The sequence below is a fragment of the Bradyrhizobium sp. USDA 4353 genome, assembly GCF_054063215.1.
Window position 1 is genome coordinate 5,823,282 of the sequence record NZ_JBSSGB010000001.1, and the last position, 26,006, is coordinate 5,849,287.

General features: G+C 65.0%; 24 protein-coding genes and 1 pseudogene. 14 read left to right on the forward strand and 11 right to left on the reverse strand.

The window, feature by feature from the left end; translation table 11 throughout:
• Positions 1 to 177: 177 nt before the first annotated feature.
• Positions 178 to 1,737 (reverse strand): P-loop ATPase, Sll1717 family, encoded by a 1,560-nt coding sequence (locus ACVILH_RS26390; protein WP_456715501.1) that lies wholly within the window; start codon positions 1,735 to 1,737, stop codon positions 178 to 180.
• Between the two features lie 287 nt (positions 1,738 to 2,024).
• Here ACVILH_RS26390 and ACVILH_RS26395 point away from each other — a divergent pair, with 287 nt between their 5' ends.
• Positions 2,025 to 2,651 carry a LysE family translocator gene (locus ACVILH_RS26395; protein ID WP_456715502.1) on the forward strand — a complete coding sequence of 209 codons (627 nt, stop codon included), beginning with the start codon at positions 2,025 to 2,027 and terminating at the stop codon, positions 2,649 to 2,651.
• A 272-nt stretch (positions 2,652 to 2,923) separates the two neighbouring features.
• Positions 2,924 to 3,487 (forward strand): sterol desaturase family protein, encoded by a 564-nt coding sequence (locus tag ACVILH_RS26400; RefSeq protein WP_456715503.1) that lies wholly within the window; start codon positions 2,924 to 2,926, stop codon positions 3,485 to 3,487.
• 39 nt (positions 3,488 to 3,526) lie between these two features.
• Here ACVILH_RS26400 and ACVILH_RS26405 read toward each other — a convergent pair whose 3' ends face one another.
• The gene (locus tag ACVILH_RS26405; RefSeq protein ID WP_456715504.1) at positions 3,527 to 4,420 is read right to left on the reverse strand and encodes a LysR family transcriptional regulator; all 894 of its coding nucleotides are present in this window, start codon (positions 4,418 to 4,420) and stop codon (positions 3,527 to 3,529) included.
• Positions 4,421 to 4,533: 113 nt separating this feature from the next.
• Here ACVILH_RS26405 and ACVILH_RS26410 point away from each other — a divergent pair.
• The 3 genes and pseudogenes from ACVILH_RS26410 (at position 4,534) to ACVILH_RS26420 (ending at position 6,905) form a co-directional block, all read left to right on the forward strand.
• Positions 4,534 to 5,149: pseudogene (locus ACVILH_RS26410) on the forward strand (FMN-dependent NADH-azoreductase).
• A gap of 42 nt (positions 5,150 to 5,191) precedes the next feature.
• Positions 5,192 to 6,028 carry a pirin family protein gene (locus tag ACVILH_RS26415; protein WP_456715505.1) on the forward strand — a complete coding sequence of 279 codons (837 nt, stop codon included), beginning with the start codon at positions 5,192 to 5,194 and terminating at the stop codon, positions 6,026 to 6,028.
• A gap of 28 nt (positions 6,029 to 6,056) precedes the next feature.
• A complete protein-coding gene (locus ACVILH_RS26420; RefSeq protein ID WP_456715506.1) occupies positions 6,057 to 6,905 on the forward strand; it encodes an SDR family oxidoreductase in 849 nt (282 codons plus the stop codon).
• A 53-nt stretch (positions 6,906 to 6,958) separates the two neighbouring features.
• Here ACVILH_RS26420 and ACVILH_RS26425 read toward each other — a convergent pair whose 3' ends face one another.
• A complete protein-coding gene (locus ACVILH_RS26425; RefSeq protein ID WP_456715507.1) occupies positions 6,959 to 8,512 on the reverse strand; it encodes an ABC transporter substrate-binding protein in 1,554 nt (517 codons plus the stop codon).
• A gap of 595 nt (positions 8,513 to 9,107) precedes the next feature.
• On the opposite strand from ACVILH_RS26425, the gene ACVILH_RS26430 reads away from it, so the two are divergent.
• Positions 9,108 to 9,695, forward strand: coding sequence for a cytochrome b (locus ACVILH_RS26430; protein WP_456715508.1), 588 nt, complete (start codon positions 9,108 to 9,110; stop codon positions 9,693 to 9,695).
• Between the two features lie 161 nt (positions 9,696 to 9,856).
• Here ACVILH_RS26430 and aspS read toward each other — a convergent pair whose 3' ends face one another.
• Complete coding sequence (aspS, locus tag ACVILH_RS26435) at positions 9,857 to 11,629, reverse strand: aspartate--tRNA ligase (protein WP_456715509.1); 1,773 nt, start codon at positions 11,627 to 11,629, stop codon at positions 9,857 to 9,859.
• Positions 11,630 to 11,870: 241 nt separating this feature from the next.
• Between aspS and ACVILH_RS26440 the strand changes: the two genes are divergently transcribed.
• Positions 11,871 to 13,346, forward strand: a complete 1,476-nt coding sequence (locus ACVILH_RS26440; protein ID WP_456715510.1) for a protein adenylyltransferase SelO — start codon at positions 11,871 to 11,873, stop codon at positions 13,344 to 13,346.
• A gap of 388 nt (positions 13,347 to 13,734) precedes the next feature.
• The gene (gene rnd, locus ACVILH_RS26445; RefSeq protein ID WP_456715511.1) at positions 13,735 to 14,883 is read left to right on the forward strand and encodes a ribonuclease D; all 1,149 of its coding nucleotides are present in this window, start codon (positions 13,735 to 13,737) and stop codon (positions 14,881 to 14,883) included.
• 86 nt (positions 14,884 to 14,969) lie between these two features.
• Here rnd and ACVILH_RS26450 read toward each other — a convergent pair whose 3' ends face one another.
• Positions 14,970 to 15,137 (reverse strand): hypothetical protein, encoded by a 168-nt coding sequence (locus ACVILH_RS26450; protein WP_456715512.1) that lies wholly within the window; start codon positions 15,135 to 15,137, stop codon positions 14,970 to 14,972.
• Between the two features lie 28 nt (positions 15,138 to 15,165).
• On the opposite strand from ACVILH_RS26450, the gene ACVILH_RS26455 reads away from it, so the two are divergent.
• Positions 15,166 to 15,342: a hypothetical protein gene (locus tag ACVILH_RS26455; protein ID WP_257168269.1), complete on the forward strand. Its 177-nt coding sequence runs from the start codon at positions 15,166 to 15,168 to the stop codon at positions 15,340 to 15,342.
• A 10-nt stretch (positions 15,343 to 15,352) separates the two neighbouring features.
• On the opposite strand, the gene ACVILH_RS26460 is transcribed toward ACVILH_RS26455, so the two are convergent.
• The 3 genes from ACVILH_RS26460 to ACVILH_RS26470 are packed head-to-tail and all read right to left on the reverse strand — an operon-like array spanning position 15,353 to position 17,182.
• The gene (locus ACVILH_RS26460) at positions 15,353 to 15,931 is read right to left on the reverse strand and encodes an isochorismatase family protein (protein ID WP_456715513.1); all 579 of its coding nucleotides are present in this window, start codon (positions 15,929 to 15,931) and stop codon (positions 15,353 to 15,355) included.
• The gene (locus tag ACVILH_RS26465; RefSeq protein ID WP_006613455.1) at positions 15,931 to 16,554 is read right to left on the reverse strand and encodes a GNAT family N-acetyltransferase; all 624 of its coding nucleotides are present in this window, start codon (positions 16,552 to 16,554) and stop codon (positions 15,931 to 15,933) included. Before ACVILH_RS26465 ends, ACVILH_RS26460 begins: the two co-directional genes overlap by 1 nt.
• Positions 16,541 to 17,182, reverse strand: a complete 642-nt coding sequence (locus tag ACVILH_RS26470) for a hypothetical protein (protein WP_456715514.1) — start codon at positions 17,180 to 17,182, stop codon at positions 16,541 to 16,543. The genes ACVILH_RS26465 and ACVILH_RS26470 overlap by 14 nt, the downstream gene beginning before the upstream one ends.
• 55 nt (positions 17,183 to 17,237) lie before the next feature.
• On the opposite strand from ACVILH_RS26470, the gene ACVILH_RS26475 reads away from it, so the two are divergent.
• Positions 17,238 to 18,281: a LysR family transcriptional regulator gene (locus ACVILH_RS26475; protein WP_456715515.1), complete on the forward strand. Its 1,044-nt coding sequence runs from the start codon at positions 17,238 to 17,240 to the stop codon at positions 18,279 to 18,281.
• A gap of 4 nt (positions 18,282 to 18,285) precedes the next feature.
• On the opposite strand, the gene ACVILH_RS26480 is transcribed toward ACVILH_RS26475, so the two are convergent.
• Positions 18,286 to 19,461, reverse strand: coding sequence for an autotransporter outer membrane beta-barrel domain-containing protein (locus ACVILH_RS26480; RefSeq protein ID WP_456715516.1), 1,176 nt, complete (start codon positions 19,459 to 19,461; stop codon positions 18,286 to 18,288).
• Positions 19,462 to 19,816: 355 nt separating this feature from the next.
• Here ACVILH_RS26480 and ACVILH_RS26485 point away from each other — a divergent pair, with 355 nt between their 5' ends.
• Entirely contained in the window at positions 19,817 to 20,026 is a 210-nt protein-coding gene (locus ACVILH_RS26485) for a cold-shock protein (protein ID WP_006613451.1), read from the forward strand.
• Between the two features lie 453 nt (positions 20,027 to 20,479).
• On the opposite strand, the gene purN is transcribed toward ACVILH_RS26485, so the two are convergent.
• Both purN and purM read right to left on the reverse strand, forming a co-directional pair.
• On the reverse strand, positions 20,480 to 21,133 hold the full coding sequence (gene purN / locus ACVILH_RS26490; RefSeq protein WP_456715517.1) for a phosphoribosylglycinamide formyltransferase: 654 nt from the start codon (positions 21,131 to 21,133) through the stop codon (positions 20,480 to 20,482).
• A gap of 13 nt (positions 21,134 to 21,146) precedes the next feature.
• Positions 21,147 to 22,220 (reverse strand): phosphoribosylformylglycinamidine cyclo-ligase, encoded by a 1,074-nt coding sequence (purM, locus tag ACVILH_RS26495; protein ID WP_456715518.1) that lies wholly within the window; start codon positions 22,218 to 22,220, stop codon positions 21,147 to 21,149.
• Between the two features lie 157 nt (positions 22,221 to 22,377).
• Here purM and ACVILH_RS26500 point away from each other — a divergent pair, with 157 nt between their 5' ends.
• From ACVILH_RS26500 to ACVILH_RS26510, 3 genes are all read left to right on the forward strand, one after another.
• Positions 22,378 to 22,932, forward strand: a complete 555-nt coding sequence (locus tag ACVILH_RS26500; protein WP_006613448.1) for a CDP-alcohol phosphatidyltransferase family protein — start codon at positions 22,378 to 22,380, stop codon at positions 22,930 to 22,932.
• A 57-nt stretch (positions 22,933 to 22,989) separates the two neighbouring features.
• The gene (locus ACVILH_RS26505; RefSeq protein ID WP_456715519.1) at positions 22,990 to 23,667 is read left to right on the forward strand and encodes an HdaA/DnaA family protein; all 678 of its coding nucleotides are present in this window, start codon (positions 22,990 to 22,992) and stop codon (positions 23,665 to 23,667) included.
• Between the two features lie 138 nt (positions 23,668 to 23,805).
• Positions 23,806 to 26,001, forward strand: coding sequence for an RNA degradosome polyphosphate kinase (locus ACVILH_RS26510; RefSeq protein WP_456715520.1), 2,196 nt, complete (start codon positions 23,806 to 23,808; stop codon positions 25,999 to 26,001).
• Positions 26,002 to 26,006: the final 5 nt, after the last annotated feature.

Sequence of the window (26,006 nt, forward strand, 5' to 3'; positions counted from 1 at the left end):
CAATTTGCGCATTACGGGGATGCCGGGATTGCCCGTCGGGCAGCCTCGCTTTAGAGCCCCATCGATCTCCTCATCAAACTAACAAGCTCCTCCGGCAAACTAACCACCCGGACGATCGGGCAAAAGCGAGACAATTGACATTCCATTTTTAAAAAACAAACTATTGTGCTTGCCCGACTACTCATCAGCGGCATTGAAGCCATCCTCTGGCTCAACGTTGTCATCATACGAAATAAGCTGAAACAACATTACCCGCTCTACCCTTGCATCAACGACAGTATACTCATTAGCAGGTTTACCGCCTTGCGCACCCTCGGCGGCGCGAGTCCCAGTAAGACGAATTATACCAGCATTCTCCCAAGATTGGATTCTTGTACGAGCCGATTGAGCTCCAACCTTAAACGTAAGCTGCACATCTTTGTTTGTGAACACAGTCTTATTCAACCTGAATATTTGCGCGAGCAATCGCTCACCATAAACCGTCGCGATTGTATCGGTAACGTACTTGTCTAGACCGATCTGCATCGATTCCGCGCTAAGCAGGACAACGTCACGCGCTTCAGAAAAACGAATATCGTGCTCTCGCACGATAACATCCATCAGCCTGACAAGCTCGCGAGGCGATCGCATCGATACGCTGATCAATTCACTATATACTTTGGGCATGTTCGTGTTTGCCTCAAACAGGCCCGCGAACCCAATTGACCCGCCAACTCTTTGTCTCGAATAATACTCCAAACGACGATTGAGCATCTGAACAAAAAACTGATCTTCCCACGAAACCGTCGCATGACCAATCTTATCGAGCCGAACAGCAAACTGTTGGGCCTCAAAAATTCCCTTAATCCGACTCCAAAGAAAGAAAATCCAGGAAAACCCCTTAATCTCAAGCAACTGAACACGCGCGAGCAATGGATAGATCAATTCCGCCGTCTTATCGGCCGAATTGGTCGTCGCCTCCGTCTCATCGACCTTATCGATCAAGAGAACGATACCAGCAAATCCAAAGACTTTAACCAGATCAACCAGTTTTCTTATCAGCAGAATAGAATCATATTCATCATCTGCCTTCTTAAGCAATCCGGACAGATCATCCCCGACATCAGCCTTCACGCCCGTCTTTAGCTCAATGATCGACTGCAATGTTTTTGCGACAACTGACGTGACCGCAGTCCACCTCTGCTCAACCCACAGCCTGCTCTTTGACACGAAAGCCTGATTGAAAAGTTCCATTGCTTCGCGGGAGGACTTCTCGCGCTTGCCGGAAGGGCGCGAGAGATAATGGTCGCGCAATAGCTCGTAGCAGAGTCCCAGCTCTTCCGCATTCATCGCTTCTTGATAAGTATTTCGGTCATCTTCCTCGAGAGAGCTTAACCAAACCAGCAAACTCTCAATCACCACAAAGGCAACCTCGCTAATCAAAATCGATTCTGTAGCGGCCCCGATCCTCTTTCCAGACAATGCAACGGAGAAGTCAACAAAATTGACGGCAAGCGGAACATCATCACGTTTGGCCTTTGCCGCCCAGAGTTCCTTGAAAACAGTGAGCCTAGTCGCGCTCTTCCCAGCTCCCCTGTCACCGAACAAGATGTACGAGGACGTATTCTTTGCGCGAGCATCGATCGCCTCGAAATACGGAGGCTTTACTGCGTACTCGACGATATCAGGCTCCGTCTCAGCGACGTAGTGTTCAAATGGATTGGCGATGAGCCCGAGCGCGCTAAACAACCTTGGCATAATTTCTTTCTCTTACGCGGACCGGAATCTATCGACAGGTCACCACGGTGTTCTGCGAAGCATTTCAAGCCATGTCAACTTGCGGTTGACCCGCGCGGCCGAATATCCCTGGGTTTCACGCGACTCGTGGCGGCGATCGATAGCGTGCAACGACCTAGTGACCACCACCCACGAGACACTGCTCGCCGCTGCGAGAACGGCCGCAATCCTGTTGCGAACGGCGGTACACTCGTCCGGACTTGATAGAATGCGCGACAAGACCGCATAACCGCCTCACCAGACAATTCATGCCCCACCTCCCCACCTTCCTCCTTTTCCTCTCCGCCGCACTCCTCGTCGCGCTGACGCCCGGCCCCGGCATCTTCTACATCGTCGCGCGGACGCTGGCCGGTGGGCGGAGCGAGGGGCTGGCGTCGAGCGTGGGGCTTGGGCTCGGCGGGCTGGTGCACGTGGTCGCCGGTGCGGTCGGGCTGTCGGCGCTGGTGATGGCGAGTGCGGAAGCGTTCACCGTGCTGAAGATCGCCGGTGCGCTCTACCTGATCTGGCTCGGCGTGAAGACCTGGCGCGAGGCGAGCGTCGCAGAACCGGCCGAGGTGACGACGACGGGCAGCCGGCGGGCATTCCGCGAAGGCATCATCGTCGAAGCGCTCAATCCGAAGACGGCGGCGTTCTTCCTCGCCTTCATTCCGCAATTCGTCGATCCCTCGGGCCATGTCGCCGCGCAGTTCGTCGTGCTCGGGCTGATCTCGGTGGCGCTGAACACCAGCGTCGACCTTGTCGTAACGGTCTGGGCGGCCAAGGCGCGCCATGGGCTGGTCAGGCGGCCGAGCCTGGTCATGCGGATGCGCCAAGCCTCCGGCGCTGTCATGTGCGGTCTCGGCGGCGCCCTGTTGCTCGCGCGTCGCGCGAGTTGAGCCGCCCTTCAACCACGTCACCCGAGAGGCCAGCGCGCTTGTTGCCTCCCGTCGCAACACCGGATTCTCGGTGAATGTCGCGTTGCGCCGATCAGAACCCCAGTCGACGGCGCGAGCGATGAGCCAGCGCGGGGCCTTCACGCAAGCGACTTATGTCTGCGCTATCTCAGTCCCGTGACAAGCTCTGCAACGGAGGCTTGAGTCGTCAGGCCAGCCCCTCGTCGCGGAGCGCGTCATTCCTCTCCTCTGGCATGTCTGCGTGCGGGACCGACGTGAATCACAGCAAGCTCAGCTACTACGCCGAACTCGTCATCTACCCGATCGTCATCGTTGCATTGCTGCTGCTCGACCTTGCGAGCCATGGCTTTGCCCTGCCGCGGCGCTGGCTGCTCGCCGCAGCCTGCGGCGCTGCGCTGTGGACGCTCGCCGAATATCTGGTGCACCGGTTCCTCTACCATGAGGTCACCATCCTGAAGCAGCTCCATGGCCTGCACCACGCGCGCCCCAGTGCCTTGATCGGATCGCCGGTGTGGGTCAGCGTCGTCATCTTCGCGACATTCTTTGCGCTCGTGGCTGAAGTCACGGACCTGCAGATCGCGAACGGCAGCACGAGTGGCCTGATCCTAGGCTATCTGCTGTATCTGCTGGTCCACGACGCCGTGCATCGCTGGCCGCTGGCCGGGCAAACGCGGCTGCACGCCTGGCTACGCAGTTGCCGGCTGCGCCATCTGCGTCACCATCGCGACCCCAAGCCCGGCAATTTCGGTGTGGTCACGCCGTTCTGGGATCACGTGCTCGGGACCGCGCTTGCACCGGGACGCGCGCGCCGCGCTTGAGGCGGTGGCGCGCGCTGACACGCGCATGATCCTCCGCTCTCAGTCCGCTCCCTGCTTCAGGCGATCGATCAGCCAGCGGCCGGCCGGCCCCGGCGGCGTGTCGGTGCGATAGACAGCGGACATCCGGATCTGCGTGTCGGCTTCGGCCTCCGCAAGCGTCAGCGGCACCAGCGCGCCGCTGGCGAGATCGTCTTCGACCACATGGAATGGCATGCCGCCCCAGCCAAGACCGGCGCGCAGGAAGGCATGCTTGGCGCCGAGGTCGGACAGCCGCCAGGTCCGCGACGAGAACACGCGCAGATCCTTGCCTTCGGTCAGGCGGGAGCGATCGGTGAGCACGAGCTGCACGTGCTCGCTGAGCATCTCAGGCGGGATCACCCCGTCGCATTGCGCCAGAGGATGGTGAGCGGATGCCACCATCAGATAGCGGATATCGCGCAGCGGCTCGCTGCGCAGATCGGGATGGCCGGTCAAGAGCGGGCCACGAATGCCGAACGCACAGCGCTTCTCCAGCACCGGCTCGATCACCGCGCCCATGCTCTCGACCGAGACGCGCAACGTCGTGCCCGGAAAGGTCTGCTGAAACGCGCCCACTGCGTCCGTCAGCACCGCGGTCGGAAACAGCACGTTCACGGCAATGCTGAGCTCCGGCTCGAGCCCCTGCGCCAGCCCGCGGGCGCGCGCCTTCAGCTCGGCCAACCCATCAGCGACCGCGCGCGCGTCGGCGAGCAAGGCGCGGCCGGCCGGCGTCAGCACGGGATAGCGGCCGGTGCGATCGAACAGGCGCACCTCGAGCTGGGCTTCGAGGTTTGCGAGATTCTGGCTGATGACCGACTGGGCCCGGCCGAGCTTGCGGCCGGCGGCGGAAAAGCTGCCGGTCTCAGCGGCCGCCACGAAGGTGCGGAGCTGGTCGAGCGAAATACCGTCGAGCATGTCTATCGTCTATTCCGATGGGTTATATCGAAATATATTGGCTTTTCCGATCTACCGCAACCGACCATGGTCCTCAGCGAAGGCGGCGACGCTGCCGCAACCGGAGACCTCCCATGAAGCTGCTTCACATCGATTCCAGCATTGCCGGACCCGGCTCGGTCAGCCGCCTGCTCTCGGCCGAGATCGTGTCCGCGCTGGCCAAGGCCGTCACGGTCGAGACCAGCTATCGTGACCTCGCGGCCGAGCCGGTGGCGCATCTGACCGGCGCCCATCTCGCGGCCATGCAGGGCGGCGCCGCCGACGCGGCCCTGCAGCAGGACGTGCAGGACGGATTGCGCGCGATGGAGCAGCTCCTCGCCGCCGACATCGTGGTGATCGGCGCGCCGATGTACAATTTCGGCGTCCCCTCGCAGCTCAAGGCTTGGATCGATCGGCTCGCCGTGCCCGGGAAGACCTTCATGTATGGCGAGACCGGCCCGGTCGGCCTGTGCAAGGGCAAGAAGGTGATCATCGCCTCCGCACGCGGCGGCATCTTCAGCGCGGGATCGCCGATCGCGGCGCTCGACCACCAGGAAACCTATCTGCAGGCGTTCTTCGGCTTCCTCGGCATTTACCGACGTCTCGTTCGTGCGCGCCGAAGGCGTCGCGATGGGACCCGAGGCGCGCGCCAAGGCGATCGAGGCCGCCAAGGAACAAGCCAAGGCGCAGGCACTGGCGCTCGCCGCCTGACCGCTGCCGTCCATCGGCTCGAACTCGCGGGGCGCGCTCGCCATGGCCATCGTATTCTCCTCCATCACCTCCGCCCGACCACACGGCACGGCCGGGCGCTTCCTGGTCAAGGCCGTGGACCTGGCCGGGCTCGGACCGGTGGGTTCGCCGGTGCTGGTGCTGGATGATTTCAGGGTGAGCGGCCGGCCGTTCCCGCCGCATCCGCATGCCGGCTTCTCGGCCGTGACCTACGTGTTTGCGGATTCGGCGGGCGGCCTGCGCAGCCGCGACTCGCTCGGCAACGACGTCACGGTCGGCGCCGGCGGCATCGTCTGGACCGAGGCCGGCAACGGCGTCCTGCATCACGAGATCCCCGCCGATGCGCGGGAGCTTCACGGGCTGCAGCTCTTCCTCAAGCTGAGCGCCGGCAACGAGCTCCGCGCGCCGCGAATGCTGCAACTGGCGGGCGACGAGGTGCCGGAATGGACCAGTGGGGACGGCGATCGCGTCCGCGTGGTGGTCGGCTCCTTCAACGGTGTCGCCTCGCCGCTGGTGCCCGCGGAGCGCTTCACCTTGCTCGACGTCACGCTGCGCCGAGGGCTCGACTACGCGCTGACGCCGGGCGAGGTCGCGATCATCTACGCCACGCAGGGCGGCCTCGCGATCACCACCGATGACGGCCGCCGGGACCTCGCGGAGGGGGAAGCCATCGCCGTGCAGGGCGAAGGCCACGCGAAGCTGACGGCTGATGGCGCGACCCAGCTCGTCATCATGTCCGGGCCGGAGCTACGGGAGCCGATCGTCGTCGACGGTCCCTTCATCATGAGCAGCGAAGCCGAGATCGCCGCCGCCTCCACGCGCTACCGCGCGGGGCTGATGGGGCGCCTGGCTCCGTTGTAATTGACCGTTTCATCACAGGAGATTTCAGATGTACGCAGTCACCGGAGCGACCGGGCAGCTCGGACGAAAGGTCATCGCCGGGCTGCGGGAGCGCGCGCCTGCCTCGGACATCGTCGCCATCGTCCGCGATCCCGGCAAGGCGGCCGAGCTGGGCGTCGCCAGCCGCGCCGGCGACTATGCCGATCCCGCGGGGCTCGAGCGCGCATTTTCCGGCGTCAGCAAGCTGCTGCTGATCTCATCCAACGCGTTCGGCACGCGCCAGGTCGAGCATGCCAATGTGATCGCAACCGCGAAGCGGGCCGGCGTCGGCTACATCGTCTACACCAGCCTGCTGCGTGCCGAGCAATGGACGCCCAGCTTCGCCAGGGACCACGTCGAAACCGAGCGTTGGATCAGGGAGTCCGGGCTCACTTACACCATCCTGCGCAACGGCTGGTACTGGGAGAACCACACCGCGACGCTGAGCCTTGCGCTCGGCCATGGTGTGCTGATCGGCAGCGCCGGCGACGCGCCGATCTCGTGGGCGTCGCGGCGTGATTTCGCCGATGCCGCAGTGTCGGTGCTCACAAGCCCTGGTCATGACGGCCAGACCTATGAGCTCGCCGGTGATCACGCGCATACGCTGGCCGAGCTCGCGGCCGAGGCCGCCGATCAAAGCGCGCAGCCGGTCGCCTATCAGAACCTCACCGAGGCCGAGCACGCCGCCTTCTACGAGCGCGCCGGGCTGCCGCCGCCGATCGCAGCGATGCTCGCCGAGGTCGAGGCGCAGGGCGTCGCGTCCGGCGTGCTGCGCGACGACAGCCGCACGCTGTCGCGGCTGATCGGACGGCCGACCCAGTCGTTGCGCGAGGCGGTCACCGAGGCGCTGGCGAGCTGACCAGCGCCTCCCAGAGATGGCGCGGCGGGCGAGGCGCGCCGCGCAGGTCAGCCCTACTCCAGCTCGATCGCCTGGTAGGTGCCGGTCTCGTCGAGCGTGGTGCCCCAGATCTTGTGCGAGGCCTGGTGCTCGGCGCGGCCGAAGGACAGCTTGCTGCCGAGGCCGACATCGATGTTCTGCATCGATTCCAGCGTATCGACCAGACGCTCGGTGTCGAGCGGCGTCGTCTGCTTCAGCGCCTGGATCAGGATGCTGGCGGAGATGAAGCCCTCGAGCGAGGTGTAGTCCGGCTCCTCGCCTGGGAAGTATTTCGCCAGCGCGGTTTTGTAGTCGAGCACCAGGCTCGAATAGCCGGCCACCGACGGCACGCCCTGGGTGACGATCACGTTCTTGGTGTATTTCGGGCCGAGCAGCTTCAGCTCCGCCGCGAGCGAGGTCGAGCCGACGGCGGAGATGTTGGCGTAGATCAAACCCGGCGCGGCGTCGTGGGTCTTCTCGATGAACTTCGCCGCGGCGCGGTCGGTCGCGATCATGATGACGGCCTTGATCGCGGGCTTCTGCGCCTTCAGCTGGTTGACCGCCTCGTCGACATCCAGCGAGCCGCGCGGGAAGCCGTAGCGGATGATCGGATCGGTGATCCCTTGCGCGCGGAAGGCCTTGGCGACACCGTTGGCGCCATCGTCGCCATAGCCGTCGTTCTGCGCGAACACCGCGATCTGCTTCGCCGGGATGCGCTTGACCTTCATCAGATAGTTGACGATCGCCGCCGTCTCCTCCGCGTAGCTCGCACGGTAGTTGAAGACGTAGCGATCGGGCGGGTCGCGGCGCACGATCGCCGAGCCGCTATAGGGCGCGAAGAACAGCGCGCGGCGCTCCAGCGCATAGGGGATCGCCAGCGCATTGTTGGCGGTGCCCATGTTGCCGATGAAGCCGAACACCTGCTCCTTCTCGTAGAGCTGCGTCATCGCGCCGATCGTCTTGGCGGGATCATAGGCGTCGTCGGCCGCGATCAGCCGGAGCTTGCGGCCATTGATGCCGCCGGCGTCATTGGCGCGGTTGAACGCCGTCTCGATGCCGACCTTCATCTGGCGCGCGGGCTCCTTGCGGACGCCCGAGAACGGAATGACGGTGCCGAAGCGGATCTCGGTCTCGCTGACGCCACGCGGCAGCGGCGGCGGAAGATTGGCGGTGGGCTGCGTCGACGCGGCTGCCGTCGAGGGCGCCAGCGCGAAGGACAGGCTGGGCGCAGACGACTGCTGCTGGCTCAGCGACCGCTCGAGCTCGGCCAATTGGCGCTCGGCGGTCTGGCAAGTCACCTGCGAGGACGCGACGCGGCCGCGGCCTTCGGCGATGTAGCTGTTGAAGCTGCGAACAAGACCATCGCGCTCGCCGCTGTTCGACGAGCCCTGGCGGATGACCTCGGTGAACTGATCGATGATGGTCTGGACCCGTCCCTGGGCGATCTCACGGCAGGTCGCGGCCTGGCCGACGACCGGACCGACCCGGGAGGCGAGATCGCGAACGGCATCGGGCGTGATGGCGAGAGCGGAGGCGGGAGAAGCGAGGAAGCAGATACCGAGAAGGAGCGCACACCAGCGAACGGTCATATTTGAACTATCCGTTTTCTTCTGATTGGTTGGCCATGTTCACTACATGAGTCAGACAGCAATCCTATTAAGAACGGGTTGCATGACACCGCAACACCCATTCGTCCGATCGGTCTGGCCAGGAATCTGCCGCGCAACGAAGCGCGAGAGGACGCGCCGAGCGCGGCGCGCACCGCGCCGAACTAACAGCCGGCATGCGCGATTAGTTCTCGGAATCAACGGTTTGCCTTCTTGCGCGGTTGACGGTTTCGCAGGCCGGATGATGGCTCGGGCACAGCGCGCGCGGAGCATCAAGCCCGGTCTGGACGCGTTCGGAGGATGCGATGAAGTTGTCGGCAGTCTTAACCAGCCTTAACGCGAGACCATCAAATGCAGGGCGACGCCTTCAACGCTGGGTCATCTTGCGTGCGAGCGAGATCGCGATGCGAGAGGGCTGGCGACGACATGCCGCAGCTCGGCATCGATAACGACCCGGTGAGAGGAAATTGACCTGGGAAGCCGCTCGATACCGGCGCTGCCGCTGGCTGAACCGCTGGTTTGACGATAGCAGCACGTCGCAAGCTGCGGTGCGGCGTGATGTGCGAGGGGACCTGGAATGCCGTGGAAGAATACGAAGCTGGAGTTTGGCGCGGTCGCCAAGCTCTTCCATTGGACCAGCGCGGCGGCGTTCATCGCGGCCTATGCTGTCGTGTACTACGTCATCTGGTTCATGGACGACAATGCGCCCGAAGTCCTGCCCGTGTTCAACGTCCATTGGGTGCTGGGCATGATCGTCGGACTCTCGGTGTTGCCGCGCCTGCTGTGGCGGCTCGTCAACGTGCAGCCGGATCAGCCGCACGGCTCGCATGCCGAGGCGTGGCTCGCGCAATCAGCGCATTGCGGATTGTACGCGCTGCTCATCCTGATGCCGCTGACCGGCTATATCGGCACGGATGCTCCGACCGATTTCGGACTGTTCGCGCTGCCGAGCTTTCGCGAGACGACATTGTTCGGCTGGATGGAGTCGCGATGGGGGATCACCTGGGAGGCGTTCGAGCCGCCGGTCGATGCGGTCCACCATTTCGTCGGCAAATGGATCGCCTGGGTCGTCGTGGCCCTGCACGTCGCCGCCGCGCTGTTTCATCACGTCGTCCGCCGCGACGGCGTGCTGACGCGGATGCTGCCGGGACGGTCAGCGGCGTGAGGGGACGTAGGGTGGGCAAAGGCGCTCCCCTGCACTCTCCTCGCGGCCATCTGCGGGAGCGCCGTGCCCCCCCATCTCACGGGGAATGCGCGGATGAACGGTGGGCACGCTGCCGCCTGACGGCGGCCGCTTTGCCCACCCTACATTCGAACGCTGCCGAACTACTTGTTCGGCAGGTTGGGCTTGATGTGCAGCTCGCGCAGCTGCTTGACCGTGGCTTCCGACGGCGCGCCCATCAAGAGGTCCATGGCCTGCTGGTTCATCGGGAATAGCGAGATCTCGCGCAGGTTGGTGGTGCCACAGAGCAGCATCACGATGCGGTCGACGCCGGCGGCCATGCCGCCATGTGGCGGCGCGCCGTACTGGAAGGCGCGGTACATGCCGCCGAAGCGGTCGACCACCTCCTGCTCGCCGTAGCCTGCGATCTCGAACGCCTTCACCATCGCTTCCGGCTTGTGGTTGCGGATGCCGCCGGAGGCGATCTCGTAGCCGTTGCAGGCGATGTCGTACTGGAACGCCTTGATGGTCAGCGGGTCCTTGGTGGTGAGCGCCTCGAGTCCGCCCTGCGGCATCGAGAACGGGTTGTGCGAGAAGTCGACCTTCTTGTCGTCCTCATTGTACTCGTACATCGGGAAGTCGACGATCCAGGCCAGCGCGAAGCGGTCCTTGTCGATCAGGTTCAATTCCTCGCCGACCTTGGTGCGGGCGAGGCCTGCGAACTTCCAGAACTTGTCGGGATCGCCGGCGACGAAGAAGGCGGCGTCACCCTCCTTGGTGCCGAGCTGGGCTCGAACCGCTGCGGTGCGCTCTGGGCCAATGTTGTTCGCCAGCGGGCCCGCGCCCTCGCCGCCCTCGCGCCACATGATGTAGCCGAGCCCGGGCTGTCCCTCGCCCTGCGCCCAGGAGTTCATGCGGTCGCAGAACGCGCGGCTGCCGCCGCCCGGAGCCGGAATCGCCCAGACCTGGTTCTTGGGGTCCTCGAGCATGCGCGCGAACACCTTGAAGCCGGAGCCGCGGAAGTGCTCGGAGACGTCCTGCATCTCGATCGGGTTGCGCAGGTCCGGCTTGTCGGTGCCGTATTTGCGCAGCGCTTCCGCGAACGGGATGCGCGGCCAGCCCTTGGTGACCGGCTTGCCCCTAGCGAACTCCTCGAACACGCCGGTGATGACAGGCTCCAGCGCCGCGAACACGTCCTCCTGCTCGACGAAGCTCATCTCGACGTCGAGCTGATAGAACTCGCCCGGCAGACGGTCGGCGCGCGGGTCCTCGTCGCGGAAGCAGGGCGCGATCTGGAAGTAGCGATCGAAGCCGGACATCATCAAGAGCTGCTTGTACTGCTGCGGCGCCTGCGGCAGCGCGTAGAACTTGCCGGGATGGATGCGCGACGGCACCAGGAAGTCGCGCGCGCCCTCGGGCGAGGACGCGGTCAGGATCGGCGTCTGGAATTCGAAGAAGCCCTGCTCCTTCATCCGTCGGCGCATCGAATCGATGATCGCGCCGCGGGTCATGATGTTCTGGTGCAGCTTCTCGCGGCGCAGGTCGAGGAAGCGGTATTTCAGCCGGATGTCCTCAGGGTACTCCTGCTCGCCGAACACCGGCAGCGGCAGCTCGGCCGCGGGGCCCAGCACCTCGATGTCGGCAACGTAGAGCTCGACCTGGCCGGTCGGCAGCTCGGCATTCTCGGTGCCCTCCGGGCGGCGGCGGACCTTGCCTTCCATGCGCACGACCCACTCCGAGCGCAGCTTCTCGGCCAGGCCGAACGCCTTGGAATCGGGATCGACGACGCATTGGGTGATGCCGTAATGGTCGCGCAAATCGACGAACAGCACGCCGCCATGGTCGCGGATGCGATGGCACCAGCCGGACAGCCGGACCGTCTCTCCGATGTTGCTGTCGCGGAGCGCGCCGCAGGTATGGGTCCGGTAGCGATGCATGGTCGTCCTGAATGGTCGGCGTGAGGAAAAGGGAATCGGCGCAGCCGTGAGGGGCGCGTTACCGAATGCGCGCAGGGTTTAGCCGAGCCGCCCCGGCGCGGCAACCGCAGGAACGGCTTTTCCGGCCCCGGAGCCCTCATTGCAACCACCGGCGCTGCCGCCGAATTGGGCTGGCGCTGAAGCGCTCATCTGACGGCCGTTTGGGCTCGAAAAGCGGCCGCCTTGCGCCTATCTTGGAGCCATGACCGTGCATTTCCCCTTCCAGAACTCCTACGCCGCGCTGCCGGACAATTTCTTTGCCCGGGTGGCGCCCACGCCCGTGGCCGCGCCGCGGCTGATCAAGCTGAACCGGCCGCTGGCCGAGGAGCTCGGGCTGAACCCGGCCGAGCTGGAGACGCCGGAGGGCGCCGAGATCCTCGCCGGCAAGACCGTCCCTGAGGGAGCCGAGCCGATCGCGATGGCCTATGCCGGACACCAGTTCGGGCATTTCGTGCCGCAGCTCGGTGACGGCCGGGCAGTGCTGCTCGGCGAGGTCGTGGACAGGAACGGCGTCCGCCGCGACATCCAGCTCAAGGGCTCCGGCCCGACCCCGTTCTCGCGCCGCGGCGACGGCCGCGCGGCGCTGGGACCGGTCTTACGCGAATACATCGTCAGCGAGGCGATGGCGGCCTTGGGCATCCCGACCACGCGTTCGCTCGCGGCGGTCGTGACCGGCGAGCAGGTCTATCGCGGCACCGCCCTGCCGGGCGCCGTGCTGACGCGGGTCGCCACCAGCCACATCCGCGTCGGCACGTTCCAGTATTTCGCGGCGCGCCAGGACGTCGAGGCCGTCCGCCGGCTCGCCGACCACGTCATCAACCGGCATTATCCCGATCTCGCCGGCACCGAGCGGCCGTATCACGCGCTGCTCGATGCCGTGATCTCACGCCAGGCCAGGCTGATCGCCGACTGGCTGCTGGTCGGCTTCATCCACGGGGTCATGAACACCGACAACACCTCGGTGTCGGGCGAGACGATCGATTACGGCCCCTGCGCCTTCATGGACGCCTACGACCCGAAGCAGGTGTTCTCCTCGATCGACGAGTTCGGCCGCTACGCCTTCGCCAACCAGCCGCGCATCGCGATGTGGAACCTGACGCGGCTGGCCGAATGCCTGCTGCCGCTGTTCGACGCCGACAAGGATCAGGCGGTCAAGCAGGCCGAGGCCGCGCTCGACGGTTTTGCAGCCCAGTTCACCGAGGCGCATCAGGCGGGGTTGCGCCGCAAGCTCGGACTGTTCTCACAGCGCGAGGGCGACCAGCCGCTGGCGCAGGCGCTGTTCGACGCGATGGCCGCGGCCAAGGCCGATTTCACGCTGACGTTCCGCCGCCTCAGCGACGCCGCGGGCAGCGGCGATCTCGGCGAGGTCCGCGCCCTGTTCGAGGATCCCACCGGCTTCGACGAATGGGCCGCCCGCTGGCAGCAGCGCCTCGCTGCGGAGCCGCAGACTGCGGCCGAGCGGCGCGAGGCCATGCGCAAGGTCAATCCGGCCTTCATCCCGCGCAACCACCGCATCGAGGCGGTGATCACCGCGGCGGTCGAGAACGACGACTACGCGCCGTTCGAGGAGCTGCATGCGGTGCTGGCGCGGCCCTATGACGACCAGCCGGAGCGGGCTGATTATGCCGAGCCGCCGCAGCCGGAGGAGCGTGTGCTGCAGACCTTCTGCGGCACCTGACACGCAGTCTTAACTCTACGTCCACCATCGCCTCGACCGCACCGCGGTCCTTAAGAAACGATCAACACAGCCCCGACAAGTTGAAGCAACAAGTCGGGGAGGTCTGAGACGTGGACGCGCTGGTGTTCGAATTCATGGGTCTGGCGATGATCGCGCTGTGCCTGATCGTGCTGGCGGTGCCGTCCGGACGGCGCCCGTCCGGCCGCGTCCGGCATCACTGAGGCGCCCCATCGTCAACCATAGAGCGATCCGCTGACGCCTCGGCGCTTGCGTTCCGGCCTGTTTGGGCCGACAAGCGGAGATGAATTTCGTCTCGTACCCTTTGCCGACACCCTTGACTTGTCAGCGTTTTCGGACGACGGCGTAAGAGCCTCGTCATGGATCGTTCATGGACTTGATCACCACCACTGCGGACCTCGCAGCCGCCTGCGACCGCCTCGCAAAACACCCGGTCATCACCGTCGATACCGAGTTCCTGCGGGAAACCACCTACTACCCCCTGCTCTGCGTCGTGCAGATGGCCAGCGCAGACGAGGCCGTGGTGATCGACGCGCTCGCGGAAGGGATCGATCTCAAGGCCTTTTTCGAGCTGATGGCCAATGAGAAGATCCTGAAGGTCTTCCACGCCGCCCGCCAGGACATCGAGATCATCTGGCACCGCGCCGGCATCGTGCCGCACCCGATCTTCGACACCCAGGTCGCCGCGATGGTGCTGGGATACGGCGACAGCATCGCCTACGACCAGCTCGTCGAGCGCATCACCGGCCACCGCCCCGACAAGACCCACCGCTTCACCGACTGGTCGCGCCGGCCGCTGACCAAGGAGCAGGCGCATTACGCCGAGGCCGACGTCACCCATCTGCGCGACGTGTTCGCAGCCCTCGATGCCGACCTCAAGAAGCGCGGACGCAGCGACTGGGTCAGCGAGGAGATGGAGATCCTCACCTCGCCCAAGACCTACGACTTCCATCCCGAGCGCGCCTGGGAACGGTTGAAGACCCGCGTCCGCAAGCCGAAGGAGCTCGCGGTGCTGATCGAGGTCGCCGCCTGGCGCGAGCAGGAGGCGCAGAGCCGCGACGTGCCGCGCAGCCGCGTCATGAAGGACGACGCGGTCGGCGACATCGCCACGCATGCGCCCACCACGATCGAGAAGCTCGGCAATCTGCGCTCGCTGCCGAAGGGCTTCGAGCGCTCCAAATGGGGCTCCGACATCGTCGCCGCCGTGCAGCGCGGGCTTGCGCGCGACCTCGCCGCGCTGCCCAAGCTCGAGAAGCCGCGCAACAACTCCAATGGCGCTGCGATCGTCGAGCTGCTGAAAGTGCTGCTGCGCATGACCTCCGAGCGGCACGCGGTGGCGAGCAAGGTCATCGCCACTGTCGATGATCTCGAGCAGATCGCAGCCGACGACCATGCCGACGTCGCCGCGCTGCAGGGATGGCGTCGCGAGCTGTTCGGCGAAGCGGCGCTGGCGCTGAAACATGGCAAGCTCGCGCTCGCCATCGACAAGGGCCGCGTCATCCGCGTCGACCGGGCCTGACGGCCCGCCACGACGACTGGTTGCAGCTCCCCGCATTTAACCAGGTGATTGCAGCGCCCCTCACATGGGGCGATTCTGCCACAGTTTCACTCAGAATCGGCCTGCCCCCTCAACTCCGCCTCGATTGTCTGGGACACCTCCACCAGGGCCAAGGAAAGGATATAGGCGCTCGTCGGCAGGTTGAGCTGGCGCGCCCTCGCGATGGCCGCCTGGAGGCTGCTCGCCAGCTCTTTGAGCTCTTCCTCTCGGGTCATGTCGCGTTCTCGTTGCTGGAGCTGCCGCGTGAGCAAAGACGATTGCGAGCCGCCGGAACAGAAGCTGCTGCGGCTGCTGAGCGAGAATCCTGTTGATTTGCATGTGGTCGAGGCGTTGCGTCTTGTCGTTGCATTCAACAAGATCAGCAACCCGTCGGATCGGCGCATGGTGATCGAGCTGGCGGAGCGGCTCGCAGGCTGCTGACGGCGACGTCTCACACCGCGAGATGGCCGCTCGCCTCGATCAGCTCCGCGCTGTCGACGACGCCGGCGAAATTGCCGATCACCCGGGTCACGACCAGCTTGTAGGCGGCGACATCGCCGTCGCAGGCCTTGCGGCAGGCCACCGCATCCCCGATCACCTGGTAGCGGTGGCTGCGATGGAAGCCGTCCACCACCGTCGAGAGGATCGTCTCGTCCAGCGAGAAGCCGAGCATCACGCAGCGGATGCTGCGCATGTTCGACATGTAGTCGGCGAACCGCGCCGAGCTGTAGGCCGATGGCAGCGGATGCTCGAACGCGATCTCGCCCGGCTTCGGCTTGAAGTCATCGAGCCAGTTCGTGAGATTGGAGGCCGGGTTGAACCAGGCCGCGCGCGCAATCCGCTTGAGGTGGACCACCGGCCAGAGCTGACCGCGCCAAAGCTCGATCAACTGCCGGCACCGGGCCATGACCACCTCGCCGTCCGCGATCAGGTGCTTGCGTCCCTCGGCCAGGTACTCGCACTGCAGATCGGCGCACACCAAAACCGGCGGGTCGGTATCGGTCGCGCCGAACGGATCGCGGCTCTGCATCACGGTCTCGCGGCAGCAAATTCACGCAGAGGCGAGGACGCCGGACGGCCTGCTGAGAGATCGAGCACGCCCGGCCGATCCCAATCGCCCTCGGGACGGATGATCATGTAGGGATCGCTGTCGAGCGTGATCGCATCGGAGCACGGCTCGAGGTCCAGCACCATCTCCGTGTAGGAGAAATCTGAGAAGGTCAGCTTACGATTATGGCCGAGCGGCTTGGCGCCGAAATGAGCCCAGAAGTCGACGAGGCGATCCTGCGCGTGGCCATAGGCCTTCTTGAAGCCCTTGCGCCGGCAATAATCGAGCGCCTCGCGGACCAGCTTGAACGACAGCCGCGAGCGCCGATATTGATGGCGCACGGCGAGTCGTTCGACCTTGGCGAACTCGCCGAAGAAGCGTACACGCACGCAGCCGGCCGGCTCGTTGCCGACAAAGCCGAGGAAATGCGCGGCGACGAGATCGTTGCCGTCGAACTCCTCCTCCATCGGGCAATCCTGCTCGGCGAGATAAACCGCGGACCGGATCGCCGTCACGAGCATCAGATCGTTCGGATCGCGCGCGATGCGCACCGTGATCGCGCGTGGATTCGATTTCGTCGTCTTGACCGAACTAATGCCGTGCATCCGCCAGACTCCCTTTCACGAACTGCGTGGTCGATTGAAGCGAAGGCGCCATCACCTCCGGCAGCCGGTTCCAGGGGCGTTGGTACCACCAGAGATCCGGCTGAAAGCTCGCAAGCGGCGCGAAGCCGAGCGCACCGAGAAACGCCCGCCCTTCCGCGCTCGATGGTTGCGCATAGTAATCAGCCGCGCGATATCGCGGCGCGCGCATCGCATGAGCGACATTGCCGAGCCCGACTGCGCCGCGTCCCCGCGCCACCAGCGCCCAGACATAGATCGCAGCCGCCTCCTCATCCGGCCGAGCCAGATATTGGCGCGGCGGATTGTTCAAATTGAACTCATCCAGCAGCAACGCATCGAGGCCGGCGCAGTTCAGATAGAGAAAGGCAATGCCGCCGAGCAGCCGCGTGCCGCGGCAAAGCGCGAAGATCGACTCCGGATCTTGCCGCAAGAACTCCGCGAGCTCACGCTCGGATGCGCGCACCCCTGGAATTTCCTGGCGCGCCAGCGCGGCGAGCTCGCCCAGCAGATCGGGCGTGACCGGATGCGCTGCGATCATGTCTATTAGCGGCAATGCGTCTAGCTGATGTCTGGCTGTGAATTCTGCGCTTCCGCGCTGCAGGATCTGCATCTATGTTTCCAGCTTGGCTTTGATGACGTCATCATACTTGTCGGGGCTGGAGTGTATGCGGCAACATTTGCATCGGGGTGCTGCATCTACGCAGCGCAGGAAATCTGACGAAACGCTTAATGCATCCTGGGAAGATTTAAGAGCATTTCTACTTTGTACGCGGCATCAGAGCTTCAGGAACGCGGCTGAGGTTCTCGGCCTTACTGGAACCACACTCATGCGCAAGATCGACCGTCTGGAGGACGAGCTCGGCTTCAAGCTCTTCATTCGCGATCAATCGGGCCTGTCGCTCAGCGACGAAGGTCGGTCGCTGCTGTTCGACGTTGAGCAGATGGAACGGCTGAGCTTCAACATCTTCCGCCGGGCCTCGCTGTCGACCGATACGCAAGGCTCGGTGCGTGTCGCCGTGACCGAAGGCCCGGGCAATTTCTGGATCCTGCCGCGGCTGATCGATTTCCAGAAGACCTATCGCAGGATCACCGTCGACCTGAGCTGCGCGATGCAGCAGGCCGACGTCTCGCGCCTGGAAGCCGACATCTCCATCCAGTTCGAACGGCCCACCAATCCCGATGTGATCGTGGCGAAGCTCGGGCGCTTGCACATCTACGGCTTCGTGTCGGAGGCCTATCGCGACGCGCATGGCCTGCCGACGTCGCTTGCGGATCTGAAGAACCACCGGATCATCAAGCAGCACGGCGTGCAGCTCGACGAAACCGGCTATGCGCGCATCCTCGGGCTGGAGTCGCTGGAGGGCATCGTCGGCATCTCCACCAATTCGAGCGTGGCCGTGCTCTATGCCGTCGAGCGCGGCGCCGGCATCGGCTTCCTGCCGACCTCGGCGATTGCGCTCGGCGCACCGCTGGTTCCGGTGGATCTCGGCATCAACTACCACATGGATCTGTGGCTGACCTATCACAAGGAGTTCCGCACGTCGGATCGGCACAAGGTGGTGATCGACTGGCTGAAGCGGATCTTCGACCCGAAGGTCCACGCCTGCTTCCGGGACGAGTTCATCCATCCCGCCGATCTCGTTCCGCTGATGGCGGAAGCGCGCGACGTCATCGGATTCAACGGCTACGTGGCGCCGAAGCCGGTCTGACCAACTACCATTTGAGCTCGATCCCGAGCGTTCCCTGGTGCGACTGCAGCGCCGAGCGGAGCTTTGCGTCGTAGTTGAAATAGAGGCGCGCCGTGCTGCTGAGCGAGAGCGAGAGCGCCGCGCCGGTGTCGGCCCCATAGCGCCCCTCGCCGAGGCCCTGCAAGGTGATGCTCTGCGTGCCCAGGCTGACGGTGACCGCGCCGAGATTCTGCGCGATGTTGTCGACGAACTTGCCGTAGGCCGAGACGTCGAGGATCTTGCCTTCCAGGATGAAGTAGCGGCCGACCTCGGCGCCCAGCAGGATCCGGCCACGCTCCAGCGAGGTGCCGCTGACCACCAGCGGATCGAGACCGCCGGTCTCCTGGAACGCCGCGGTCGTGGCGCGCGCATATTCGAGGGCCAGCTTGGGAACCACGCGGCTCTCGCCGGAGCTCCAGTAGTAGTCGAGCTCGCTGAGCACGCCCGTGATATGAGCGCCATAAGCCGAGGTCGTGGCCCCCAAGCCGGTCTGACGCCGCGCATCGATGCCGCCGAAGCCGTGGACGATGGCGATGGCCCAGGTCCAGGGCCCCTGGTCGACCGAGGCGTTGAAGCCGAGCTGGGTGAGGTCCAGCGTGGCGGACTGCAGCGCCAGCGGCAGGTCGACTCGGGTGCGGCTCTGGTCGATCGACAGCCCGGCATTCACGCCCGGAGCCACACGCATGCCGATGCCAGCAACGCCGCCCCAGGTGGTCCTCTTGTCGCCGACGAAATCACCCTGCGTGCTCGCGTGCGCGGTGATGCCATAGGTCTCGCCCCACGTCCGGAACCGCGGCTGCTCCGCCGCCTCGGACGCACCGCCGCCGCCGGGATTGCTGCGCTGCAGCCTGCTGCCCCCGAAGGTCGCCTGATTGCCGAGGCGTTCGAGAAAGCTCGATCCGAGATCCAGCACCGCCCGGCCGGAGGACAGGTCGGAACTAACGGCGCCCGGGACGGGGCTCGGCAAGGGGCTGGGTGTCGGCGTTGGAGTAGGACTGGGACTAGGTGTCGGTGTCGGGCTGGCCGTGACGCTGGGCAGACTTGCGGCGTTGGCCGGACGCGGCATCGGAGCGAGGCCGGCCACCGCGGCGATGAGCGCAACCGCGAGGCATGGGCCGGCCCACGGTCGTTCGCCTTGCCTGACCCGAGATGGTCTCCGCATCGCTGTCCGTCCGCCGCGCGCTCAATTTGTTTAAAATATCGCCTGGACGATTTGCTCGCAGTTCCCGACGGCGGTCAATCACGATCACCAGCCAGCCGAGCTACCTCGGCAGCAGAGTGGTTCCCGTGCCACAACGCGTCCTCACCGCTGCCGCGACTCCGCGACGCGTTCTCATCGGCCCGGCAAACTTGCTATCGCCGAAAAATCGTGTTGCAATCCGGACAACAATCGGATCTGGCCGTTCGACTGTGCGTTTCGTCATACCTGAAATTCAGCAGACTTCGGAGAGCCCGCTTGTGGCGTGGCACGCGAGAGCGTGACCGCGTCTTTTTTTCGTCTAGACGAGGAGACAGCGATGCCGACCCATAAAGGCAGCGTGAAATGGTTCAACCCGACCAAGGGGTATGGGTTCATCAAACCGACCGGTGGAGACAAGGACGTGTTCGTCCACATCTCGGCCGTCGAGCGTGCCGGACTGACCACGCTCAATGAGAACCAGGCGATCGAATATGATCTGGTCGAGAGCCGCGGCAAGACATCGGCGGAGAATCTGAAGCTTTCTTGAGATGCTTCGGGGCTCGGCGTGCTACGCCGGTTCGACTAAGAGCTTCGCGCAACACCAACGCCGCGCGAATGACCAGACTTCGTCAGCCCTTGATGCCCCCGGCCCTGCCGGGGATTTTTTTGTCCATCGCGGCCTCAGCGATGACGATGCACGACTGTATCTGCGGACAGATAGCCCTCACCCGAGCGAGCCCGCTGATGCGCCGGCGATGCCCTCTCCCACCCCGGCGAAGCTTTGCTTCGCCTTGGGGGCGAGGGCACTGCATCGCGCAGTTTTGGCGCAGCGACGATCAGTAGGTCACTTTCTAAGCTCGTGCGGTGGTAGTTACTGTGCCCTCTCCCCTTGCGGGAGAGGGCTGCACGGTGGCAGCGTCATACTCGTTCGGGTGAGGGGTTCTCTCCGCCAGCACACTGCTAGACAGATGTCTTTACAGCAGATGACGCGCCGCCCTAACTACGACGCCACCGGCCAGATCATCATCTGATCCGCCTGCTCAGTCGCCTGCGTCCGGCAGAGATCACCTTCGAGCCGCACCTGATCCTTCGCCAGCAGCTTCAGCGCTTCCGGATAGATCCGATGCTCGACGCCGAGGATGCGCTCCGACAGAGTATCGGCGGTGTCGTCGTCCCGCACCACCACCGCGCCCTGCATCACGATCGGGCCGGCGTCGGTCTCCGGGATCACGAAGTGCACGGTCGCGCCGGACAGCTTGACGCCGGCGCGCAACGCCTGGCCGTGCGGATCGAGGCCGGGGAAGGACGGCAGCAGCGAGGGGTGGATGTTCAGCATCCGGCCATACCAGCGCTGCACGAACGCCGCGGTGAACAGCCGCATGAAGCCGGCGAGGCAGATGATCTCGATGCCGCGCGCATCCAGCGCCGCCTGCAGCTTGGCCTCGAAGCCGGCGCGGTCCTTGCCGAACGGCTTGCTCTCGATCACCTCGACCGCGACGCCGCTATCGGCGGCCTTCTGCAGGCCCGCGGCGTCCGCGCGGTTAGAGATGACCACGGCGATCTCGGCCGGAAAATCCGGCTGCGACGCGGCGCGGATCAGCGCGGCCATGTTCGAGCCGCGACCGGAGATCAGGATGGCGACGCGGCGCTTCATCGGCTCACCGGGCTCACAGCGCCAGATCGAGCGCGCCGGTGTAGATCACGCGCTCCTCGCCGGCGGCCGCGACCACCTCGCCGAGCCGGGCGACGTGCTCGCCATTGGCGGTGAACACCTCGGTGACGGCATCGACGGCCTCGGCCTTGACGATCACGATCATGCCGATCCCGCAATTGAAGGTGCGCAGCAGCTCGCGCTCGGCGATGCCGCCCTGCTCCGCCAGCCATTTGAACACCGGCAGCACCGGCAGGTGCGTGAGGTCGATCGAGACGCCGAGATGCTTCGGCAGCACGCGCGGAATGTTGTCGGTGAAGCCGCCGCCGGTGATGTGCGCCAGCCCCTTCACCGCGCCGGTCTCGCGGATCGCGCGCAGGCAGGACTTCACATAGAGGCGCGTCGGCGTCAGCAGCGCAGCGCCCAAGGTCAGCACGGGAGCGAACGGCGCCGGCGCATCGAAGCCGAGGCCCGACTGGGCGACGATCTTGCGCACCAGCGAGTAGCCGTTGGAATGCACGCCGGACGACGCCAAGCCGAGCACCACGTCACCCGCCGCGATATCCGGCGACGGCAGCAGGGTGCCGCGCTCGGCGGCGCCGACGGCGAAGCCGCCGAGATCGTAGTCGCCGTCCTTGTAGAGGCCCGGCATTTCCGCGGTCTCGCCGCCGATCAGCGCGCAGCCGGATTCCCGGCAGCCCTCGGCGATGCCGGCGACGATCGAGGCGGTCGCCTCGGGGTCGAGCTTGCCGCAGGCGAAGTAATCCAGGAAGAACAGCGGCTCGGCGCCCTGCACCACGAGATCATTCACCGACATAGCCACCAGGTCGATGCCGATGCCGCCATGCAGCCCGGTCTCGATGGCGATCTTGACCTTGGTGCCGACGCCGTCGGTGGCCGCCACCAGCACGGGGTCCTTGAAGCCGGCCGCCTTGAGGTCGAACAGGCCGCCAAAGCCGCCGATCTCGGCATCCGCCCCCGGGCGCGCGGTGGCGCGCACCATGGGCTTGATCAGATCGACCAGACGGTTTCCGGCGTCGATATCGACGCCCGAATCTGCATAAGTGAGCCCGTTCTTGCGCTCGGTCATGGTCAAAACCCCTAATCTGGCCGCTGGTTACGTCGGAATCCGGCTGCGCGCAATGGCTCGCAAGGGGCCCGTCCCCACCCTATCTAGGAACTGGACCGGTTCGCCACGCTTCGGCATCGGGTTGTCTGTTGATCGAGTTGTCGTTGGGACCAGCTGCGTGACCATTCCCCACTCCATCCCCAACCTGATTACGCTCGGCCGAATCCTGCTGGTGCCGATCGTGGTGTGGGCCATCGCGGCCGGCGAGATGGAGATCGCGTTCATCGTGTTCGTGATCGCAGGCGTCAGCGATGCCGTCGACGGCTTCCTGGCCCGGCGCTTCAACCTGCGCTCCGAGCTCGGCGCGCTGCTCGATCCGCTCGCCGACAAGGCGCTCCTGGTATCGATCTTCGTCACGCTCGGCATCTGGGGCGCCATCCCGCGTTGGATCGTCATCCTGGTGGTGTCGCGCGACATCATGATCGTGGCCGCTGTCATCGTCTCCTGGCTGTTCGACCGGCCGGTCGCAATGAAGCCATTGATGGTGTCGAAGCTGAACACCGGGGCGCAGGTCGGATTCGCCGCGCTCGTGCTGGCGTCGCTCAGCTTCGGCTTCGAGCCCAAGCCTTATGACAGCGTGCTGATGGTGCTGGTGACGGCCTTTACCCTCGTCTCTGTCGGGCTTTACCTGGTGGACTGGGTGCGGCACATGAACACCATCGAGGTGCGGTGAGCCGGCCCGCGCGCTTTCGCTCATCCCGCCGACGACACTGTACGGAGCACGTCACCCTTGGCCGGCCATATTCCCCCTCGTCAACTGGCCCTCGCCTTGCCGCATGCGGAGAGCCTGACGCGGGACAATTTTCTCGAAGGCCCCGGCAATGCCGCCGGGCTCGCGCTGGTCGATGCCTGGCCGGAATGGCCGGCGCGGACGATGTTCCTGGTCGGCCCGGACGGCTCGGGCAAGAGCCACCTCGCGGCGATCTGGGCCGAGCAGTCCGGCGCCCGCTCGCTGTCGGCGCATGCGCTGGAGGCGAGCGCCGTCCCGGGGGCCCTTGCCACCGGAGCGCTGGTGCTGGAGGACCTGACGACCGCCGATCTCGACGAGCGCGCTTTGTTTCACCTGCTCAACCTCGCCCGCCAGGACGAGGCCTTTGTGCTGATCACCGCGCGGGAGGCGCCGGCGAGCCTGCCGATCGCGCTGGCCGACTTGAGGTCGCGGCTGCGCGCCGTGCCGGTGGTGACGCTGCTGCCGCCCGACGACCAGTTGTTCCGGGCCCTGATCGTGAAGCTGGCCGCGGACCGGCAGCTGGCGATCGACGAGACGGTCGTGAGCTACCTCGCCAGCCGCATCGAACGCTCCTACGCGGCGGCCCGTCAGACCATTGCCCAGCTCGACCAGGAGTCGCTGCGGCTGGGGCGGCCCGTCACGCGGGCGCTGGCCGCCGAGCTGCTCCGCAGCGTGTGACCGCCGGACATCTTGACGACAGCCGTGGGCGGAACCTCAATGGTGCCGGCAACGTCATCCTTCTGTCATACGGGTTGCGCTACTGGTTCGCGCTTGCGCAAGTGATTTGGCGCCTGACCCAATTTGGATCGATTTCTGATGGACACCGAGCAAGCAACTGAAATTGCAGCACAAGAGCCGGTTGCGGCGGCCAAGCTTGAGATCGCCTCCAGCCCCGAGCGCTTCATCAACCGGGAGCTGTCCTGGCTGCATTTCAACCGCCGGGTGCTCGAAGAATCGGTCAATCCGCGCCATCCGGCGCTGGAGCGGGTCCGGTTCCTGTCGATTTCGGCCAACAACCTTGATGAATTCTTCATGGTCCGCGTCGCCGGTATCCGCGCCCAGGTGCGCGAGGGCATCGCGGAGCGCAGCCCCGACGGGCTGACGCCGCTGGAGCAGCTCAAGGTCATCAACGAAAGCGTCTCGCAGCTCGCGATCGACCAGCAGGCGATCTGGCGCGACCTGCGCAAGTTCCTCGCCGAGCTCGGCATCGTGCTGGTCGACGGCCAGGACGTCACCAAGACCGAGCGGGCCTGGATCGAGGATCACTTCCTCTCCAGCATCTTTCCGCTGCTGACGCCGCTGGCCATCGACCCTGCGCATCCCTTCCCGTTCATCCCGAGTCTCGGCTTTACGGTGGCGCTGCAGCTGACGCGCACATCGGACGGCAAGCCGATGAACGCGCTGATCCGCATGCCCGGCAAGATCGACCGCTTCATCCGCTTCCCCGGCGCCAAGGACGGCGTGATCCGCCTGATCACCTTGGAACAGGCGACCAGCCTGTTCATCGGCCGCCTGTTCCCCGGCTACACCGTCAAGGGCCAGGGCGCGTTCCGCATCATCCGCGACAGCGAGATCGAGATCGAGGAAGAGGCCGAGGATCTGGTGCGGCTGTTCGAGACCGCGCTGAAGCGCCGGCGCCGCGGCTCGGTGATCCGGCTCGAGATCGAGGCCAACATGCCGGAGGAGCTGCGCTTCTTCGTGCAGGATGCGCTGGCGACCACCGACGACGAGGTGTTCGTCGTCGACGGCGTGCTAGCAATGAACGAGCTGTCGCAACTCACCCGCGTCGACCGGCCCGACCTCGAATTTGCGCCCTACGTGCCGCGCCATCCCGAGCGCGTGCGCGACCATGGCGGCGACATTTTTGCGGCGATCCGGCAGAAGGATCTGATCGTCCACCACCCCTATGAATCATTCGACGTCGTCGTGCAGTTCCTGCAGCAGGCGGCGCGCGATCCCGACGTCGTGGCGATCAAGCAGACGCTGTACCGCACCTCCAACAACTCGCCGATCGTGCGCACCTTGGTGGAGGCGGCCGAGGCCGGCAAGTCGGTCACCGCGCTGGTCGAGCTCAAGGCGCGGTTCGACGAGGAGGCCAACATCCGCTGGGCGCGCGACCTCGAGCGCGCCGGCGTGCAGGTGGTCTACGGCTTCCTGCAGCTGAAGACGCATGCGAAGCTCTCGATGGTCGTGCGTCGCGAGGGCGGCAGCCTCACCACCTACGTGCACACCGGCACCGGCAACTATCACCCGGTGACCGCGCGCATCTACACCGACCTGTCCTACTTCACCTCGGACCCGGTGATCGGCCGCGACGTCACCCGGGTGTTCAACTACATCACCGGCTATGCCGAGCCGATCGACATCGAAAAGATGGCGGTGTCGCCGCTCACGCTTCGCAAGCGCATCATCGAGCACATCCATGGCGAGACCAGCTTTGCCCGCCAGGGCAAGCCGGCCGTGATCTGGATGAAGATGAACTCGCTGGTCGATCCCGACATTATCGACGCGCTGTACGAGGCCTCGCAGGCCGGTGTCTCGATCGAGCTGATCGTGCGCGGCATCTGCTGCCTACGTCCCGGCATTCCCGGCCTGTCCGACAACATCCGCGTCAAATCGGTGATCGGGCGCTTCCTCGAGCACGGCCGGATCTACTGCTTCGGCATGGGCCAGGGTCTGCCGAGCGCCAAGGCGGCGGTCTACATCTCCTCCGCCGACATGATGCCGCGCAATCTCGACCGCCGCGTCGAGGTGCTGTGCCCGTTGCAGAACCCGACCGTGCACCAGCAGGTGCTGGAGCAGATCATGGTCGCCAACCTCAAGGACACCGAGCAGAGCTGGCAATTGTTGCCGGACGGGTCGTCAACGCGTATGAAGGCCGCGAAGGGCGAGGAGCCGTTCAACCTGCATAATTACTTCATGACGAATCCGAGTCTGTCCGGCCGTGGAAAGTCGCTCAAGGAATCCTCACCGCGCCGGCTCACGCGCCGGAACGAACGCAACCCGTCCTAGATTCC